The sequence below is a fragment of the Kitasatospora sp. NPDC057015 genome (assembly GCF_042673745.1).
Classification (GTDB): domain Bacteria; phylum Actinomycetota; class Actinomycetes; order Streptomycetales; family Streptomycetaceae; genus Kitasatospora.
In genome coordinates this window covers 79,666-96,661 of record NZ_JBHUSG010000007.1, presented here as the reverse complement: position 1 = coordinate 96,661, position 16,996 = coordinate 79,666, and the positions used below count along the sequence as shown (strand labels likewise).

Annotated in this window: 18 protein-coding genes; 4 read left to right on the top strand and 14 right to left on the bottom strand. The window is 73.6% G+C overall.

The window, feature by feature from the left end; translation table 11 throughout:
* Positions 1-492: 492 nt before the first annotated feature.
* On the bottom strand, positions 493-831 hold the full coding sequence (locus tag ACFTWP_RS09330) for a hypothetical protein (protein ID WP_380263642.1): 339 nt from the start codon (positions 829-831) through the stop codon (positions 493-495).
* Positions 832-957: 126 nt separating this feature from the next.
* Here ACFTWP_RS09330 and ACFTWP_RS09325 point away from each other — a divergent pair, with 126 nt between their 5' ends.
* Positions 958-1,824 carry a Scr1 family TA system antitoxin-like transcriptional regulator gene (locus ACFTWP_RS09325; protein WP_380263641.1) on the top strand — a complete coding sequence of 289 codons (867 nt, stop codon included), beginning with the start codon at positions 958-960 and terminating at the stop codon, positions 1,822-1,824.
* The gene (locus ACFTWP_RS09320) at positions 1,784-1,987 is read left to right on the top strand and encodes a DUF397 domain-containing protein (RefSeq protein WP_380263640.1); all 204 of its coding nucleotides are present in this window, start codon (positions 1,784-1,786) and stop codon (positions 1,985-1,987) included. Before ACFTWP_RS09325 ends, ACFTWP_RS09320 begins: the two co-directional genes overlap by 41 nt.
* A gap of 55 nt (positions 1,988-2,042) precedes the next feature.
* Here the strand turns inward: ACFTWP_RS09320 and ACFTWP_RS09315 are convergent, their stop codons facing one another.
* From ACFTWP_RS09315 to ACFTWP_RS09275, 9 genes are all read right to left on the bottom strand, one after another.
* Entirely contained in the window at positions 2,043-2,318 is a 276-nt protein-coding gene (locus ACFTWP_RS09315) for a DUF2087 domain-containing protein (RefSeq protein ID WP_380263639.1), read from the bottom strand.
* Positions 2,255-2,956: a Uma2 family endonuclease gene (locus tag ACFTWP_RS09310; RefSeq protein ID WP_380263638.1), complete on the bottom strand. Its 702-nt coding sequence runs from the start codon at positions 2,954-2,956 to the stop codon at positions 2,255-2,257. Before ACFTWP_RS09310 ends, ACFTWP_RS09315 begins: the two co-directional genes overlap by 64 nt.
* Positions 2,957-3,070: 114 nt before the next feature.
* On the bottom strand, positions 3,071-4,618 hold the full coding sequence (locus tag ACFTWP_RS09305; RefSeq protein WP_380263637.1) for a sensor histidine kinase: 1,548 nt from the start codon (positions 4,616-4,618) through the stop codon (positions 3,071-3,073).
* Positions 4,619-4,628: 10 nt separating this feature from the next.
* The gene (locus tag ACFTWP_RS09300; RefSeq protein ID WP_380263636.1) at positions 4,629-5,399 is read right to left on the bottom strand and encodes a response regulator transcription factor; all 771 of its coding nucleotides are present in this window, start codon (positions 5,397-5,399) and stop codon (positions 4,629-4,631) included.
* 252 nt (positions 5,400-5,651) lie between these two features.
* A complete protein-coding gene (locus tag ACFTWP_RS09295) occupies positions 5,652-6,332 on the bottom strand; it encodes a hypothetical protein (protein ID WP_380263635.1) in 681 nt (226 codons plus the stop codon).
* An 18-nt stretch (positions 6,333-6,350) separates the two neighbouring features.
* Positions 6,351-7,562 (bottom strand): ABC transporter permease, encoded by a 1,212-nt coding sequence (locus ACFTWP_RS09290; RefSeq protein WP_190211471.1) that lies wholly within the window; start codon positions 7,560-7,562, stop codon positions 6,351-6,353.
* Positions 7,559-8,422 carry an ABC transporter ATP-binding protein gene (locus ACFTWP_RS09285; protein WP_380263634.1) on the bottom strand — a complete coding sequence of 288 codons (864 nt, stop codon included), beginning with the start codon at positions 8,420-8,422 and terminating at the stop codon, positions 7,559-7,561. Before ACFTWP_RS09285 ends, ACFTWP_RS09290 begins: the two co-directional genes overlap by 4 nt.
* Complete coding sequence (locus tag ACFTWP_RS09280) at positions 8,422-9,792, bottom strand: efflux RND transporter periplasmic adaptor subunit (protein WP_380263633.1); 1,371 nt, start codon at positions 9,790-9,792, stop codon at positions 8,422-8,424. Before ACFTWP_RS09280 ends, ACFTWP_RS09285 begins: the two co-directional genes overlap by 1 nt.
* Before the next feature lie 126 nt (positions 9,793-9,918).
* Complete coding sequence (locus ACFTWP_RS09275) at positions 9,919-10,848, bottom strand: helix-turn-helix domain-containing protein (protein WP_380263632.1); 930 nt, start codon at positions 10,846-10,848, stop codon at positions 9,919-9,921.
* A gap of 192 nt (positions 10,849-11,040) precedes the next feature.
* Between ACFTWP_RS09275 and ACFTWP_RS09270 the strand changes: the two genes are divergently transcribed.
* The gene (locus tag ACFTWP_RS09270) at positions 11,041-12,432 is read left to right on the top strand and encodes an MFS transporter (RefSeq protein ID WP_380263889.1); all 1,392 of its coding nucleotides are present in this window, start codon (positions 11,041-11,043) and stop codon (positions 12,430-12,432) included.
* 130 nt (positions 12,433-12,562) lie between these two features.
* On the opposite strand, the gene ACFTWP_RS09265 is transcribed toward ACFTWP_RS09270, so the two are convergent.
* From ACFTWP_RS09265 to hisC, 4 genes are all read right to left on the bottom strand, one after another.
* On the bottom strand, positions 12,563-12,727 hold the full coding sequence (locus tag ACFTWP_RS09265; protein ID WP_380263631.1) for a hypothetical protein: 165 nt from the start codon (positions 12,725-12,727) through the stop codon (positions 12,563-12,565).
* A gap of 104 nt (positions 12,728-12,831) precedes the next feature.
* Positions 12,832-13,107, bottom strand: a complete 276-nt coding sequence (locus ACFTWP_RS09260; protein ID WP_191288444.1) for a hypothetical protein — start codon at positions 13,105-13,107, stop codon at positions 12,832-12,834.
* A 95-nt stretch (positions 13,108-13,202) separates the two neighbouring features.
* Positions 13,203-14,138 carry a hydroxymethylbilane synthase gene (hemC, locus tag ACFTWP_RS09255; RefSeq protein WP_380263630.1) on the bottom strand — a complete coding sequence of 312 codons (936 nt, stop codon included), beginning with the start codon at positions 14,136-14,138 and terminating at the stop codon, positions 13,203-13,205.
* Between the two features lie 187 nt (positions 14,139-14,325).
* On the bottom strand, positions 14,326-15,405 hold the full coding sequence (gene hisC, locus ACFTWP_RS09250) for a histidinol-phosphate transaminase (protein ID WP_380263629.1): 1,080 nt from the start codon (positions 15,403-15,405) through the stop codon (positions 14,326-14,328).
* A gap of 362 nt (positions 15,406-15,767) precedes the next feature.
* On the opposite strand from hisC, the gene ACFTWP_RS09245 reads away from it, so the two are divergent.
* Positions 15,768-16,925 carry a LacI family DNA-binding transcriptional regulator gene (locus ACFTWP_RS09245; protein WP_380263628.1) on the top strand — a complete coding sequence of 386 codons (1,158 nt, stop codon included), beginning with the start codon at positions 15,768-15,770 and terminating at the stop codon, positions 16,923-16,925.
* The last annotated feature ends 71 nt before the right edge of the window (positions 16,926-16,996 follow it).

The window sequence follows — 16,996 nt, the reverse complement described above, 5'->3', positions numbered from 1 at the left end:
TGGGGGTAGCCGGTGAAGCACTCGATGGAGCACCCGGCGAAGCACCCGGGGGACGACCGGGACGCGGACGGTCGGGCGCGCGCGGGCCGGGCGCGGGGCAGGCGCGCCCGGGTTCGCCGTCGCTGCTTCCCTGCCCCTGCCCTGCCGCTGTCCCGGCCAGTGTGCGCAGCGGCCTCCGCGCCCCACAATCAGCAGCCGGTCGGCCCCGGCGGACGTTTTGGACGATCAGGCGCTTGACACCGCCCGCCCGTCGCCACGGCGGCACTCCCCCAGCAGCCCCAGAACCGCCCGGACGGGAAGTGCGCGCCCCAGCGCCGGGCCGTACCGAGCGCCGCCCAGGCGGCCACCTGACGGTGGGGATCCGGCGGCAGCCGGCCGCAGAGATGGTGAGCGCGGCAGGACCACACCTCGGCCCCCAGCTCCAGGAGGAGGCCGGCCGCGGCGCCCGGCACGCAGAGGCCGACGCCCCCGGGCCCTCCGGGACCGTCCCGGTCAGACGTGCGGGCCATCGATCCACCGCGGCTCGACGTCCCACTCCACCCCGCCGGACACCGGCCGGAGGAAGACCGCGTTGCCGAGGCGCCCCATGAAGACCCCCGGCCTGCCGTTGAGAGCGTCCCGGACCAGTTCCCCGACCCTGCGGGGAACGTACGGATCGACGGGCGGCCGCACCCCGCCGCCGGACGGCGGGACCTGCGGGTACGGGCTGACGAGTCTCAGCCCCGCCTCGGGCCGGCCCCCGCAGTCCCGCGGGCAGCGGCAGTCGGCCAGCTGCCGGTCGTTCAGCGGGTCGGGGGCCGGTTCGTCGACGCCGGGCTGAGTGCTCGTCATGATCGTTGCTCCTGGCAGTACTTGACGGCCATCACCGTCTGTACTCCAAGCGTCGCCCTGCGCAGCTACCCTGGGGAAGTCCGACCGTGTTCCACGACCGGACGGGGAACACGAAGGAGCCACCGGATGGTCTTCAAGGGACGTGACCTCCACCCGGAACGATCCGCCCGGGACCTCTACGGCGCCGAGATCCGCCGCCACCGCCTGAGAGCGGACGGGATGTCGTTGGCGAGACTGGCCGACGTTCTGAACTTCTCCAAGGCCCATCTGTCGCGCATCGAGACGGCGGAGTCCGCCCCGCCCGAGGGCCTCTCCGAGCGCCTGGACGCGGCCTTCGGGACGGACGGCCTGTTCGCCAAGCTCTACCCGCTGGCTCGACGGGAGGAATTCCCGGACAGGTATCGACGACAGATGGAGTTGGCCGGCGTCGCCGCACTCCACGAGAGCTACACCGTCACGATTCACGGGCTGCTCCAGACACCGGCCTTCGCGGAGGCGATGCTGCGCGCGGGCGACCCCTTCGCCACCACGGACGAGATCGCCGACAGGCTGGCGGCACGACTCAGGCGGCAGGAGCGACTTCACGGACCGAACCCGCCGCGCTACTGGTTCATCACGGACGAGGTCGCCCTCCACCGGCCGGTGGGCGGCCCGACCGTCATGCGGGAGCAACTGGGCACACTGCTGGCCGCGGGCGAGCTGCTGCACGTGACGATCCAAGTCCTGCCGTACACGGCAGGGGAACACTCCGAGATGGGCGGCTCACTCACCCTGCTGACACTGCCCAACCGGTCCGAGATCGCGTACGAGGAGGGCAGCCGGTCCGGATCGCTCATCGACGACCCGAAGGCTGTCGCGAAGCGACGGGCGCTCTACGATCTTCTCAGGGCGCAGGCCCTGTCGCCCAAGGAGTCCACGGCGATGATCAGTTCAGCACTGGAAGGATTCAGCAATGAGCTCCGACGCACATCCCGCCCGGTGGCGGAAGAGTAGCTACAGCAACGGCGACGGCGGAGAGTGCATCGAGGTCGACGACGCCAACCCCGGCCGCGTCCGTGACTCCAAGGACCCGCACGGCCCGGTCCTGACCTTCGCCCCCGCGGCGCTGAACGTCTTCGTACGGGCCGTGGCGGCCGGGGAGTTCGACGGGGTGTGACCCTCGGAGTACTCCCTGACCGGGTCTCACATGTTCGAGGGGCGACGCGGGCCGGTCAGCCGGCCCGGCGGTAGCTGCTGCCGTCCCTGGTGCGCTCGAGCAGGTGGGCCTCGACCAGGTAGCGGCGCAGGGCGGAGTGGTCGTCGTGGACGGTGAGCAGGGCCTCGTTCACCTCGCGCTCGGTGTAGTCCCGGCCGGGCTCGAAGAGGGTCTGGGCGAGGTGGCTGAGCAGCTGGTCGCGGCGGGCCGCCTTGCGGGGGATCGTGGTCAGCCGGCCCTGGCTGAAGAGGTTCTCCACCCCGCGTGAGCTGCTGTTCTCATGGTCGGACATGGGTCGAAGCCTCCCCTGCCGGGCCGTCGGGAGCAAGGAGATTTCGGGCGGCGCCGGTCACAGCGCGGGCCACCGGTGATGTCGGGCCCGATCACGAAACCCTTGGCGGGCCCCTCCGGGATGATCGCCTCCTCGCCGTACGGGGTGCGGACCGAACTCGCGTAGCTGCCCCTGACGGGGTCGGGGCCGGAGAGCACGGTGACCGAGCCGCCGTCGTCGAAGTCGTCGATGATCACGTAGATCGGGATGCCCGCCGTGGCGTACGCGCGGTGCTTGCGGACCAGGTCGCGCTTGCGCCTCTCGCTGCCCGGCGAGACGGTCTCGGCGACCGGCGCCACACCGGAGGCCAGGACGCCGAAGCCGTCGGGGTCCCCGAACTCCGCGAGATCGTCGGGGGCGACGAAGACGTCCGGAACGAGGACGTTGAGGCCGTGGATGACGTTGCCGCCGCTCGCGGGACCACGGCCGGTGCCGCCCAGGTGGTCGAGCAGGGATCCGTGGAGCCGCCGGTTGACGGTGAAGTGCCGCACCCCTTCGGTGGGCGACAGTTCGACGGCCTCCCCGATGACCTCCGCCCGGAAGCCCTCCGGGACGTCCATGGCCTTCCATACCTGCCACAACGCCCCGTCCAGGTCCACGACGGCTCCCCATCCTCGGGCGGGACCTCGGGACCCCCCGGGGTCGTGGCCGTACCGTCGCACACGATCACCGGCCGACGGGTGCCGTCCGGGCCGGATCACCCCTTCGGGTGGTCACCGCTGGCGCGGGATCTCCATCCGGAAGACCGCGCCGTCGCCCGGGGCGCTGTGCAGGGTGAGGGTGCCGCCGTGGGCGTGGGTGAGGGCGGTGGCGATGGCGAGGCCGAGGCCCGCGCCGCCGCCGTCGTTGCGGCTGCGGGAGGCGTCGACGCGGTAGAAGCGGTCGAAGACGCGTTCGGCCTGGTCGCGGGTGAGGCCGGGGCCGGAGTCGGCGACCTCCAGCAGGCAGTCGCCGTGGGCGGTGCCGACGCCGATCCGGACGGGGGTGCCGGGCGGGGTGTGCTTGACGGCGTTGCCGACCAGGTTGGTGACGACCTGCCGCAGCCGGGCCTCGTCGCCGAGGACGGGCGCGGCGCCGGGCGCGCCGTGGCCGGAGGGGCCGGTGAGGGCGACCGGGCGGGAGGGGTCGAGGGCGGTGAGGTCGTGCAGGGCGTCGGCGGCGAGGGTGCGCAGGTCCATCGGCGCCAGGTCGAGCGGGCGTTCCTCGTCCAGGCGGGCGAGCACCAGGAGGTCCTCGACCAGGGTGCCCATCCGGACGGCCTCGCTCTCGATCCGGGTCATCGTGCGGGTGACGTCGGCGGTGGTGGGCAGGGCGCCCATCCGGTAGAGCTCGGCGAAGCCGCGGATGCCGGCCAGCGGGGTGCGCAGTTCGTGCGAGGCGTCGGCGACGAAGCGCCGCATCCGGGCCTCGGACTCGGCGCGGGCCGCGAAGGCCGCCTCGATCTGGGTGAGCATCCCGTTGAGGGCGGCGGAGAGCCGGCCGACCTCGGTGCGGGTGGAGAGCTCGGGCATCCGGTGCGAGAGCTCGCCGGAGGCGATCCGGGCGGCGCCCTTCTCGATGCCGCGCAGCTGCCGCAGTCCGGCCCGGACGGCGAAGAAGCCGAGGGCGGCGATCAGCAGCAGGACGACCCCGCCGATGGCCAGGAAGGAGGTGCGCAGCTTGGCGACGGTGGCGTCGACCTCCTCCCGGGAGACGGCGACCAGCAGGTACGAGGCGTTCGGTGCGGCGAACTCGCTGCCGACGGCCTGGCGCTGCAGCGGCAGGACGACGGCCCGCCAGTTGCCCCGGCCCCGGGTGTCGGGCAGGTCGAAGGCGACCTGCGGGGTGGTTCTCACGGGGTCGAGGCGGCCCAGCTCCGGAGCCGGGTCGGACTCGCTGAGCGGCTGGCGGACGACCTGCTGCACCTTGCCCTCGGCGGACAGGTACAGGACGGTGTACTGGCTCGGCAGCGCGGCCAGCAGCGGTTGCGCCCGCTTCCCGGCGACGGCCGGCGGCTGACCCTTGTCGCCCCAGGTCTGGCGGCCGGCCGCGCGGTGCGACAGCGGATCCGCTACCCGCTGGAGCTGCTCGTCCAGGCGCTGTTCCAGCTGGTGGCGGACGGTACCGAGGACGACCGTGTCGCTGACCGCGAGGCCGGTGGTGACCAGGATCAGGGCGAGGACGAGCAGCCGGGCCCGCAGCGAGAGCCGGGACATCAGCGAGCCGGGCCGCGGCAGCCGGGGTCGGGGCAGGCGGGGTCGGGGCAGCGCGGGCCGGGTCATCCGGGGCCGGTCAGTTCTGCGGCGGCCGGCGCAGGGCGTAGCCGATGCCGCGGACGGTGTGGATCAGCTTGGGCCCGTGGCTCGGCCCGGAGTCGAGCTTGCGGCGCAGGTAGGAGATGTACGACTCGACGATGGAGAGGTCGCCGCCGAAGTCGTACGCCCAGACGTGGTCGAGGATCTGCGCCTTGGAGACCACCCGGCCGACGTTGGCGAGCAGGTAGTGCAGCAGCTTGAACTCGGTCGGCGAGAGCGAGACCGGGACGCCGGCCCGGGTGACCTCGTGGGCGACCGGGTCGAGGGTGAGGTCGGCGACGACCAGGCGGCCGTCCTCGGCGGGCCCGCCGGCCCGGCGCAGGATCGCCCGGATCCGGGCGATCAGCTCCTCCAGGCTGAAGGGCTTGGTGACGTAGTCGTCCGCGCCCACGGCCAGGCCCTGGACCTTGTCGCCGACGCCGTCCTTGGCGGTGAGGAAGAGCACGGGCAGATGGTCGCCGGTGTGCGCCGGCCCGGCGATCCGGTCCCGGCCGGTCTGCTCGCGCAGCCGCTCGACGACGGTGAAGCCGTCGAGGTCGGGGAGCATCACGTCGAGCACGACCAGGTCGGGGCGTTCGGCGGCGACGGCGGCGAGGGCCTCCTCGCCGGTCGCGGCGGAGGAGACCCGGAAGCCGGAGAACCGCAGCGAGGCCGAGAGCAGCTCGCGGATGTTCGGTTCGTCGTCGACGACGAGGAGGAAGGCTTCACCCGAGGTGCCGGCGCTCGCCGCGGTCCCTGATGTCGACACGATCCCTTGCACGGCTGTTGCGCCTCCCGGTCGGACGATGACACTCATCGGACGATAGCCCTGGGAGGCTACGCATGGTTGATGAATGTTGGATTAACCAGCTTAACCGGGGGGGGATTTCCCGGGACAAGGGCCCTTCGCAGCCGAACACCCGGTCGAAGCCCTCCTGCGGGCTCCTCAGAACCTACCCCGGCACGGAGCCGGCCCGGCCGGCTGACGCCGGCCGGGCCGTGGATTCCGGCGACCGCGGGGTCAGCCGCCGGAAGGCGTGCGGGCGCCGCCGAAGCCGCCGAAGCCGCCCGTCGCCGCGCCCTCGACCAGCTGGGTGGCCGCGTAGGCACCCGAGGCGTCCGGGGTCCCGACCACCGTGACGCTCTGCCCGGGCTGCAGGTCGCCGACCTTGCCCTCCTTGTTGAGCTGCACCTTGGTCGAGTCGCCGGTGGTCACCTTCACGGTGTTGCCGTTGGCGTCGGTCAGGTAGACGGTGGTGCCGTCCACCACCTTCACGGTGCCCCGGGTGAAGCCGCCCGCGCCGGTACCGCCGGGCGCACCCGCACCACCGGCCGCGCCGGTGCCGCCCGTCTGGCCGTTGCGGCGGCCGGTGCCCTGACCGGCCGCGCCCTGGCCCGCCGTGCCCTGGCCGCCGAAGCCGCCGGCGGCGCCCTGGCCGGTGGCCCGCTGCTGCCCCCCGCCGCCCGCCGCGGTCTTCTGGGTGCCGTGGTTCTGCTGGTACCAGACGCCGCCGCTGAACGCGGCCGCGGCGAGCACCCCGCCCGCCAGGGCGAGCGTCACCCAGGGCAGCCGGCGGCGCGGCGGCGCGGCCAGCTCGGCGGTGATGTCACGGGCGTCCGGCGCACTGGAGAGCAGCTCGACCTGCGCGATCGGGCTGTTGTCGTCCTCGCGCGGCACCAGCGAGTGGTTGTCGTTGCTCATGGTGGTCAGGGCTCCTTGTCACTCGTGCCGGAGGGCGTCGATGGGCCGCAGCGAGGCGGCCCGGTTGGCCGGGTAGCTGCCGAAGAACAGGCCGATGGCGACCGCGATGCCGAACGCGGCCAGCACCGACTCCGGGATCACCACCGGTTTGATGCCGACGATGCTGAAGTGCGAGCCGATCAGACCCGCCAGCACCCCGAGTCCGGCCCCGAGCACCGACAACAGGGTCGACTCGGTCAGGAACTGCCCGAGGATGACGCCCTTCGGCGCACCGAGCGCCTTGCGGATGCCGATCTCCCGGGTCCGCTCGGTGACGGTGACCAGCATGATGTTGGTGATCCCGATCCCGCCGACCAGCAGCGAGATCGCCGCGACCGCGCCGAGCAGCACCGTGAAGGTCTTGCCGGTGCTCTCCCTCGCGGTCAGCAGCGAGGCCTGGTTGCTGATCCGGAAGTCCAGCTTGGTGGCGTCCGCCAGGGCGTGGGTGCCCATCAGGATCTGGGTGATCTCGGCCTGCGCGGCGGTGGTGGTCTCCGCCGAGGTCGCCTGCACCAGGATCTGGTTGACCGAACCGAAGCCGGTGAAGGCGTTCTGGACGGTCGGCAGCGGGGCGATCACCAGGTCGTCCGGGTCGTTGAACCCGGTGCTGCCCTTGGTCTTCAGCACGCCGCTCACCGTGAACGGCGTACCGCCGATGGTGATCTGCTTGCCCACCGGGTCCTCGGTGTCGAACAGCTGCTTGGCCGTGGTCGAGCCGAGCACCGCGACCTTGCGGGCGTTCAGCACGTCGTCGTTGCTGAAGTAGTCGCCCTTCTCGACCTTCTGGTTCGAGGTCTCGAAGTACGCCGGGTAGGTGCCGACGATCGAGCCCGGCGTGTACGAGATGTCCCCGTACAGCGCGGCTCCCGTGGTGGTGACCACCGGCGCCACGGACTTGATGTCCGGCGCCTGCGCCGAGGAGGCCAGTGCCTTGGCGTCGTCGACCGTGAGCTTCTTCGCGGTCGACGCGCCACGGGCCCCGCCGAAGGAGGAACCGGCCGACACCGTCAGCGAGTTCGTCCCCAGCGCGGTGATCGAGTCCTTCACCGCGACGGAGGAGCCGTTGCCGACCGCGAGCAGCAGGATCACCGAGGCGACCCCGATCAGCACGCCCAGCATGGTCAGGGCGGAGCGCACCTTGTTGGCGGCCAGGCCGCCGAAGGCGAAGCGGAGCATCTGCCAGAGGATCACGACCGGCCTCCGACCAGCTCGGGGCGGATCGCCGGCGGCGGGCCGGCCACCGGGCCCTGCCGGACGTCCGACACGATCGCGCCGTCCACCAGCCGGATCACCCGCTTGGCGTGCCGGGCGACCTCGTCCTCGTGGGTGATCAGCACGACGGTGCGGCCGATGGCGTTGAGCCCGTCGATGATGCCGAGCACCTCCTCGGTGGAGCGGCTGTCCAGGTTGCCGGTCGGCTCGTCGGCGAGCAGCATGGCGGGCGCGGTGACCAGTGCCCGGGCCACCGCCACCCGCTGCTGCTGACCGCCGGAGAGCTCGTTGGGCTTGTGCCCGGAGCGGTCGGCGAGGCCGACCAGCGAGAGCGCCGCCAGCGCCCGGCGCCGCCGCTCGGCGGACCGTACGCCCGCGTAGGCCAGCGGGAGTTCGACCTGGGCGAGGGCCGTGGTGCGGGGCACCAGGTTGAAGGACTGGAAGATGAAGCCGATCTTGCGGTTGCGGACCAGCGAGAGCTGCCCCTCGTCGAGGTGGCCGACGTCGGTGCCGTCCAGCAGGTAGCGGCCCCCGGTGGGGACGTCCAGGCAGCCGAGGATGTTCATCAGGGTCGACTTGCCCGAGCCCGAACTGCCCATCACCGCGACGAAGTCGCCCTGCTCGATGTCCAGGGTGACGCCGAGCGGCTCCCCGGTCACCGGGTCCGACGGGCCGCGCAGCGCGTGCACGGTCGCGTCCCCGTGGCCGTAGGACTTGGTGACCCGGCGGATCTGGATCACCGGCGGGGGGCCGGAGTCGCCCCCGGTGGCGGCGCCCGCGCGGGCGACGGTGCCGGCGTGCCGCCCGCCGCCCCGCGGGCCGGAAGTGACGCGGCCCATCAGCGGTTGCCGCCCCGCGCGCCGGTCCCGGCGCCGCCGGGGATCGCCGCGCCCTGGCCGCCGGCCGCGCCGCCGAGCCCCGGGAAGTTCCCGCTGGGGAACCCGTTGCTCGATCCGGAGGTGGTGGAGGCCAGTTCGACCTTGTCGCCCTCCTTCAGGCCCTCGGTCACCTCGACCGTGGAGTCGCCGACCACGCCGACCGTCACCGTCACCCGGGAGGTGCTGCCGTCCGCCGCGACCAGGGTCGCGGTGCGGCTGGCGCCGGTGCCGGCGAGTGCGGCGGCGGGCAGCGACAGGGCGTTGTCCGCCTCGCCGGTGACCACCGAGACGGTGGCGCTCAGGCCGGTCCGCAGCTTGCTGGTGTCACCGGTGATCTGCAGCGTCGCGCCGTACTGCACCGCGCCACCGCTCCCGCTGCTGGTCGGCAGCGAACTCACCGACAGGACGGTGGCGTTGAGCTTGGTGTCGGACTGCGCGTTGAGCGTGACGGTGGCCGCCTCGCCCTTCTTCAGCTTGAGCGAGTCCAGCTCGGAGAAGGCCGCGGTGACCTGCATCCCGGTCGGGTTGGTCAGCACGATGAAGCCGCTCGGCGTCGCGGAGCCCGAGGTGCCCGTCGTGCCGGTCGTCTTGCTGCTGGTCGAGCCGGTCGAGCCGGTGGCGCCGCCCGAGGCTGTGTCGCCGACCTTGCCGCCGACCGAGGCGACGGTACCGTCCACGGAGGCGGTCAGCGTCGTACCGGCCAGCGTGGCCTGGGCGTTGGTGAGATTGGTCTGTGCCGTGTCCACCTGCTGCTGGGCCTGGGCGACCGCCGCGTCGTCCACCTTGGTGGTGGTGATCGTGGTGGTCTGCGGCGTCGGGGTGGCGCTCGCCGTGGCGGTCGCGCCGGTACCGCGGCCGCCGCTGCCCGAGGAGCCGGAACCGCCGCCGGAGGAGCCCGAGCCGGTGGAGGCGGGCAGCTGGGAGGTGGTCGTGGTGGTGACGCCGGCCTGGGCCTTGGTCAGGTTGGCCTTGGCCGCGGTGAGCGCCGACTGGGCGGCGGCCACCTGCTGCTGGGCCGCCGTGGTGTCCACGGTCGCCAGCACCTGGCCCTTGGTCACCGTGTCGCCGACCGCGACCTTGACCGCGGTCAGCTTGCCACCGGTGACGAAGTCCTGCCCGGCGTCGGTCGGCGAGGCAAGGGTGCCGGTTCCGGACACGGTGGCCAGGACCGTGCCCTTGGCCACCGTCGCCGTTCGTACCTGGGCCTTGCCTGCCGCCACGCTGGTACCGCTGTCCAAGGTGGTGTACACCAGGGCGGCGCCCCCCAGGAGGGCCACGCCGAGTGCGGAGTTGACGAGGACGGCACCACGCCGTCGCGGGAACACCTTCATGGGGGCAAGCCTCGCCCCGGGCTCTTGCGGAGTCCTGGGGCGCAACTGGGAGATCCCTGAGCCCGGAAAACCGGACATTCGGGGTTCTAACGACACACCCTTGGCCGGTCCGGGCCGACCGCCTCATCAGCGGTTGACCGAACTCCCAGGAAGTTCCCAGCCATCCACAGTGATCCCGCAGTCCGGGCCGGCCGCGCCCGCCGACGCACCGGCCGCCGCGCCCGCCAGCAGCCGCAGGGCCGCCTCGTCGGCCGACCCCGGCGCGGCGCTGTACAGCAGCATCCGGTGGCCGCCGCCCTCCGGCAGCGGCATCGCCTCGAAGGCCGGCTCCAGCCGGCCGACCACCGGGTGGTGCAGCACCTTGGTGCCGAACAGGCAGTCGTTGACCGGGTGCCTGGCCCAGAGCGCGGCGAACTCCGGGCTGTTCATCGACAGTTCGCCGACCAGTGCGGCCAGCTCGCGGTCGTCCGGGTGCCGGCCCGCCGACAGTCGCAGGTACGCGACGTTGGCCCGCGCCTCCTCCTCCCAGCACGGGTACAGCTCCCGGGTGTGCGGGTCGAGGAAGAGCATCCGGGACAGGTTCGGCCGCTCCCCCCGGCGGTCCGGGCTGCCCGGATCGAGGTGGCCGGCCAGCAGCGCGTGGCCGAGCACGTTCCACGCCAGCACCTCGTTGCGGTGCCCGACCACCACCGCGGGCACCTCCCGCATCGCGGCGATCAGCTGCCGGGTGCCGGGCCTGGCCCGCTCGAAGCGGTCCGCCGGGCGCGGCCGGACCCGGCCCGGGCGGGCGATGTTGCGCAGGTGGGCGTGCTCGTCCGGGCTGAGCCGCAACGCGCGGGCCAGCGCGTCCAGCACCTCGTCGGAGGCGTTGAGACTCAGCCCCTGCTCCAGCCGGGTGTAGTACGTGACGCTCACCCCCGCCAGCTGGGCCAGTTCCTCCCGGCGCAGCCCCGGCACCCGGCGGCGCGCGCCGTACGCGACGAGGCCGACGTCCTCGGGCTGCAGACGGGCCCTGCGGGTGCGCAGGAAGTCACTCAACTCCGGCGGTGTGTCCATGACTCCAGTGAACACCGGCCGGGCCCGCGCAGCCTGCCCCTGCCAGTGCTACCCACCGCAGGGGGCTGGGTCCGCGCGGCGGACGCGCGCAGGCTGCTGCCCGTACCCACCGCACCGCACCGATCCGGAGGAACCGCCGTGACCCTGCTCGACAAGACCCCCGCACCGCCGGCCGCGCCGGCGACCGCCGCCATGACCGGACGCCAACGGATCGTCCTGGTCGTCCTGTTGGCGGCCCAGTTCATGCTGGCCGTGGACTTCTCCATCCTGAACGTCGCCCTGCCGGTGATCGGCCGCGGCCTCGGCTTCCCGCTCGGCGGCCTGCAGTGGATCGTCACCGCCTTCGCGCTCGGCGCGGCCGGGTTCAGCCTGCTGTTCGGCCGGGTCGCCGACCTGTACGGCCGCCGCCGGGTGTTCCTGCTCGGGCTCGGAGTGCTGGCCGCCGCCTCGCTGGTCGGCGGCCTGGCCACGACGCCGGCGGTGCTGCTCGCCGCCCGGGTCGTGCAGGGGCTGGCCACCGCCGCCGTCACCCCCGCCGGGCTCGCGCTGCTCACCACCGCCTTCCCCGAAGGGCCGCTGCGTGAGCGGGCCCTGGGCCTGAACGGCGCGCTGATGTCGGCCGGCTTCACCTCCGGCGCCGTCCTCGGCGGGCTGCTGACCGACCTGCTCAGCTGGCGCTGGGCGTTCTTCGTCAACGTCCCGGTGGCCCTGGCCGTGCTGCTCGTCGCGCCGCGCCTGATCCCCGAGTCCGCCGCGGCCGCCGGCGCCGGGCGCGGCAGGATGGACCTGCCGGGCGCCGCCACCGTCACCGGCGGCCTGCTCGCCCTGGTGTACGGCCTCACGGCGGCCGGTGAGCACGGCTGGGGCGACCCGCTCGCGCTCGGCGCGCTGGCCGTCGGCGCGCTGCTGCTGGTGGCGTTCTGGTTCGTCGAGCGGGCCGCCGCCCACCCGCTGGTGCCCGTCCGGGTGCTGCGGCGCCGGACCGTGGTCTGGGGGAACGCCGCCGGGCTGGTCGCCTTCGCCACCGAGACCTCGCTGGTGTTCCTGATGACGCTCTACCTCCAGCGGGTTCTCGGCTACTCCGCCCTCGCCACCGGCCTGGCCTTCGGCGTGCTCGGCGCCGGGACGGTCCTCGGCGGGATCCACGCACCCCGGGTGATCCGCCGGCTCGGGACGCGGAACGCGCTGGTCACCGGTCTGCTGGTGCAGGCCGCCGCCACCGCCGCACTGCTGCTGCTCGGCACCGGCCACGGCTGGCTCACCCTGTTGCTGGCGGCCACCTTCGTCGGCGGCGTGGGCAACATGCTGGCGATCGTCGGCTTCATGGTGACCGCCACCTCCGGTCTGCCCGACCACGAGCAGGGCCTCGCCACCGGGGTCGCCACGATGACCCAGCAGGTCGGCATCACCCTCGGCACCCCGGTGATGAGCGCCGTCTTCACCGCCCGGACGGCCGCCCTCGGCGGCGGCACCGCCGCCGCCACGGTGCTGGGCGGCGTCGACCTCGCCGTCCTGGTCAACACCGCGCTGGTGCTGGTCGGCGCGGTGGCCGCGGCGGTCTTCCTGCGCCGGCGCAGCGGGTGACGGACGGCGACGGCGTGCACGTCGACGGGCGGACCGGGGGCCGGGCGGGCGGGCCCCCGGTCTCCCGGTCCGCCCGCCTTCGGCGCCGGGTGCCGGATGCCGGGTGTCGGGTGCCGGGTGTCGCGCGGACTCAGCCCGCGTGCGGCGTCCCGAAGCGGGGCGGGCAGTGCCAGAGCCGCTTCAGCGCCTGCGGGTCGTACCGGCCGGTGCCGGCGGCGCAGCGCCTGCTGCTGCGGGGAGCGGACGTGTCGGCGGTCGTCCCGGCAGTCTGCGCGCCACCGGGACGCGAGGGCACCGGAATCCTCCGCCCTCCCGGGTCGGGGCGACGGACGCCGGACCGCGGGGACGCCGGGCCTCGGACACGCCGCGGGCGCCAGGCCGGGCACTGGGCGGCGCGCCTCACAGACTCCGCAGGGCCGCCTCGCACTCGCGGCAGCGCCGGGTGCGGTGCAGCGGCGGGTACCAGGGCTCCCCCGGTCCGGACGGGCGGTAGGGCTCGGGCTCCAGGGGCGTGGTGTCGAGGCCGCAGAACGTCCGCTCCCCCGGGTCGCCGGGAGCCTCCGGATCGCCCGGTGCGGCGTGCACCCAGCGCACCCGGGCGCCGACGTCGACCTCGCCGGCGTCGAGCACCTCGGTGGACGGCTCCAGCTCCAGCAGCACGATGATCGAGGCCATACCCCGACCCTGCACCGCCGGGCCGCCGGCCGCATCCGGGCGGCGGCCACCGGTGCCGGGGCCCGGTGCGGGCGGCGGTCCGACGGTGCCGGGGCTCAGTGCGGGATGGTGTCGATCAGCTCGCGCGCGCCCTGGCGCAGCAGGGCGACGGCGACGGAGGTGCCCAGGGTGGCCGGGTCCAGCGGGCCGGCCCACTCGTGGGCGTCGAGCACGGTCTTGCCGTCGGGGGAGAAGACCCGGGCGCGCAGCGAGAGGCGGCCGTCGCGCTCGGCCTTGGCATAACCGGCGATCGGGCTGTTGCAGTGGCCCTGGAGGACGTGCAGGAACATCCGCTCGGCGGTGGTCTCCCGCCAGGTGTCGGCGTCGCCGAGGCCGGAGACGGTGTCGATGGTGCGGGTGTCGTCCTCGCGGCACTGCAGGCCGAGGACGCCCGCGCCGATCGGCGGGCACATCGTCTCGACCGGGAGGATCTCGGTGATCAGGTCGGGCCGCCCGATCCGCTCCAGGCCCGAGACGGCCAGCAGCAGCGCGTCGGCCTCGCCGGCCAGCAGCTTCTCCAGCCGGCGGTTGGCGTTGCCGCGCATCGGCACGCACTCCAGGTGCGGGTGCGAGACGGCCAGCTGGGCGCGGCGGCGGACGGAGGAGGTGCCGATCCGGGCCCCGGCGGGGAGCTCGTCGAGGGTGCGGCCGGCGGGGTGCACCAGGGCGTCCCGGATGTCGTCGCGCTTGAGGAACCCGGCGAAGACCGTCCCGGCGGGGAGCGGCCGGTCGGCCGGCACGTCCTTGACGCAGTGCACCGCGAGGTCGGCCTCGCCGGCGAGCAGCGCGGCGTCGACCTCCTTGGTGAAGGCGCCCTTGCCGCCGAGCTGGGCGAGGTCCCCCATCCAGCGGTCGCCCGAGGTGGTGACGGGGACGACCTCCGTCCTGATCCCGGGATGCAGCGCGGCCAGCTCGGTGCGGACCCGCTCCACCTGCGCGAGGGCCATGGGGGAGGAGCGGGAGACGATGCGGATCAGCTCGGCAGAGGACATGCCGAAAACGATAGACCGTCAGATTCCCGGTTTCCCAAACTCCCTGGTGGAGTCGGGCCGACCACCCGGACGCCGCACCGGCGGGCCGCACCGCGGGGCGGCAGCGGCACCGGGGGCGGGCAGCACGAAGGGGTGCACCGCCGGCGGCGGGCACCCCTTCGATCCGAACAGGACCGGCGGCCGGCGGCTACAGCGCCTTGCGGAAGGTCTCGGCCGTCGCGAGGAAGATGTCGTTGCCGGCCACCTCGCCGATGGTGACCCGGACGCCCTCGCCGGGGAACGGGCGGACGATCACACCGGCCGCGCCGCAGGCGGCGGCGAAGTCGAGGGTGCGCTCGCCGAGGCGCAGCCAGACGAAGTTGGCCTGCGAGTCGGTCACCGTCCAGCCCTGCTCGGTGAGGGCGGCGAGCACCCGGGCCCGCTCCTCGACCAGGGCCTCGACCCGGACCAGCAGGGCGTCCTCGGCGCGCAGCGAGGCGACCGCCGCGTCCTGGGCGAGCCGGCTGACGCCGAACGGGACGGCGGTCTTGCGCAGCGCGGTGGCGACCGGCTCGTGGGCGACGGCGAAGCCGACCCGCAGGCCCGCCAGGCCGTACGCCTTGGAGAAGGTCCGCAGGACGCAGACGTTGGGGCGGTCGCGGTAGAGCTCGATGCCGTCGGGCACCTCGGCGTCGCGGATGAACTCGATGTACGCCTCGTCGACGACGACCAGGACGTCGGCCGGGACGGCGTCCAGGAAGCGCTCCAGCTCGGCGCGGTGGATCGCGTTGCCGGTGGGGTTGTTGGGGTTGCAGACGAAGATCAGCCGGGTCCGCTCGGTGATCGCGGCCAGCATCGCGTCGAGGTCGTGGTCCTCGGTCGCGGTGAGCGGCACCGGGACGGGGGTCGCGCCGGCGACCTGGGTGATGATCGGGTAGGCCTCGAACGAGCGCCAGGCGAAGATCACCTCGTCGCCGGGGCCGGCCGCGGCGAGGATCAGCGACTGGGCCACGCCGACCGAGCCGGTGCCGGTGGCGATGTGCTCGACCGGGACGCCGAACCGGGCCGCGAGCTCCTCCGTGAGCTCCGAGACCGCCATGTCGGGGTACCGGTTGAACGAGCCGGCCGCCGCGACCGCCGCGTCGAGCACGCCCGGGAGCGGCTCGTACGGGTTCTCGTTGGAGGACAGCTTGTAGGCGTCGGCTCCGGCGGGCTTGCCGGGCTTGTAGGTGGGGATGCCGTCCAGGGTCGGCCTCAGCCGTGGGCCCTGCGCTGCCGTACCGCTCACGCTCGTCTCCTTCTGTGCTCTGCCGCCGCACCCCCTGTTTGAGGGGACGCAGTGCTGATCATGTCCGCCGCGCCGCGGGATCGCCGTGCGCGGGGTACTCGGGTGCGCACCGCCCCGCCCCCGGTCGGGTGCCATGAACGATACCGACCGCCCTCACCCGTAGGGGTGACATGCCCGAGCGGTCGAGGGGTGCAGATCAGCCATTCTGCCGGGTTCCAATGGCACATGTCAGAGGTAAGACGGCTGATTTCCGCCGGGTATCGAAGGGAGTGCCTCCGCCTCGTTCATGGAGAAACGTATCTTCTCCGCTTCCGAGCGCCTCGGTCACGGGGAGCCGTCATGAGCCATACGATCGGTCCGCCATGACAGCAGCAGCCAACCAGAGCGGTCGGCGACCCACCACCTCACGACGTCTGGAGCGGGCCGGCATCCGGGATGTGGCAGCAGCCGCCGGAGTGTCGATCACCACGGTCTCCGACGCGCTGAACGGTAAGGGCCGCCTACCCGACGAGACCAGAAGCCGGGTCCGCGAGGTCGCCGAGCGCCTCGGCTACCGCCCCTCGGCCGCCGCCCGCACCCTGCGCACGGGCAGGTCGGGCCTGATCGGACTGACCGTCACCACCTACGGCGAGGAGCCGTTCACCTTCACCGAGTTCGCCTACTTCGCCGAGATGGCCAGGGCCGCGACCAGCGCGGCCCTCGGGCGCGGCTACGCCCTGGTGGTGCTGCCCGCCTCCTCCCGGCACGACGTCTGGAGCAACATCGCCCTGGACGGCACCGTGGTGATCGACCCGCCCGACCAGGACCCGCTGGTCAGCGAGCTCTACCGGTCCGGCGTGCCGGTGGTCAGCGACGGCAAGCCCGGCAACTGCCCGGTCACCGCCTGGGTCGACAACGACCACGAGGCCGCCGTCCTCGGCATCCTCGACCACCTCAGCGAGTCCGGCGCCCGCCGGATCGGCCTGCTCACCGGCACCAGCACCGACACCTACACCCGGCTCTCCACCGACGCCTACCTCGGCTGGTGCGTCCGGGTCGGCCAGGAGCCGGTGTACGAGACCTACCCGGCCCACGACCCGGCGGCCGGCGCCGTGGCGGCCGACCGGCTGCTCGCCCGTCCGGACCGCCCGGACGCCGTCTACGGCCTCTTCGACCCGAACGGCACCGACCTGCTCGCCGCCGCCCGGCGGTACGGCCTGCGGGTGCCCGACGACCTGCTGCTGGTCTGCTGCAGCGAGAGCGACGTGTACGCCGGCACCGAGCCGCCGATCACCACCCTCTCGCTCAAGCCGCGCCGGATCGGCACCACCGTGGTCAATCTGCTGATCGACGCCATCGAGGGGGTCGACTCGGGCACCGGCGTGGACGTCGGACGGCTCTTCCCGCCCCGCTACCGGACCGCCGGGACGGGCCCGCCGCCCGGCACCCTGATGCCCACCGAGCTCATCGTCCGGGCCTCGTCGCAGCGCCGCAGCTCCCGAAGGACCGTCAGCCCGCCCCGCTCACCAGGCGAGGTCTAGACCATCCCAGGACGGGATAAAACGGACCGCACGGACCGCACGGCTGACGCTCCGGAGAATTGGATACCCAC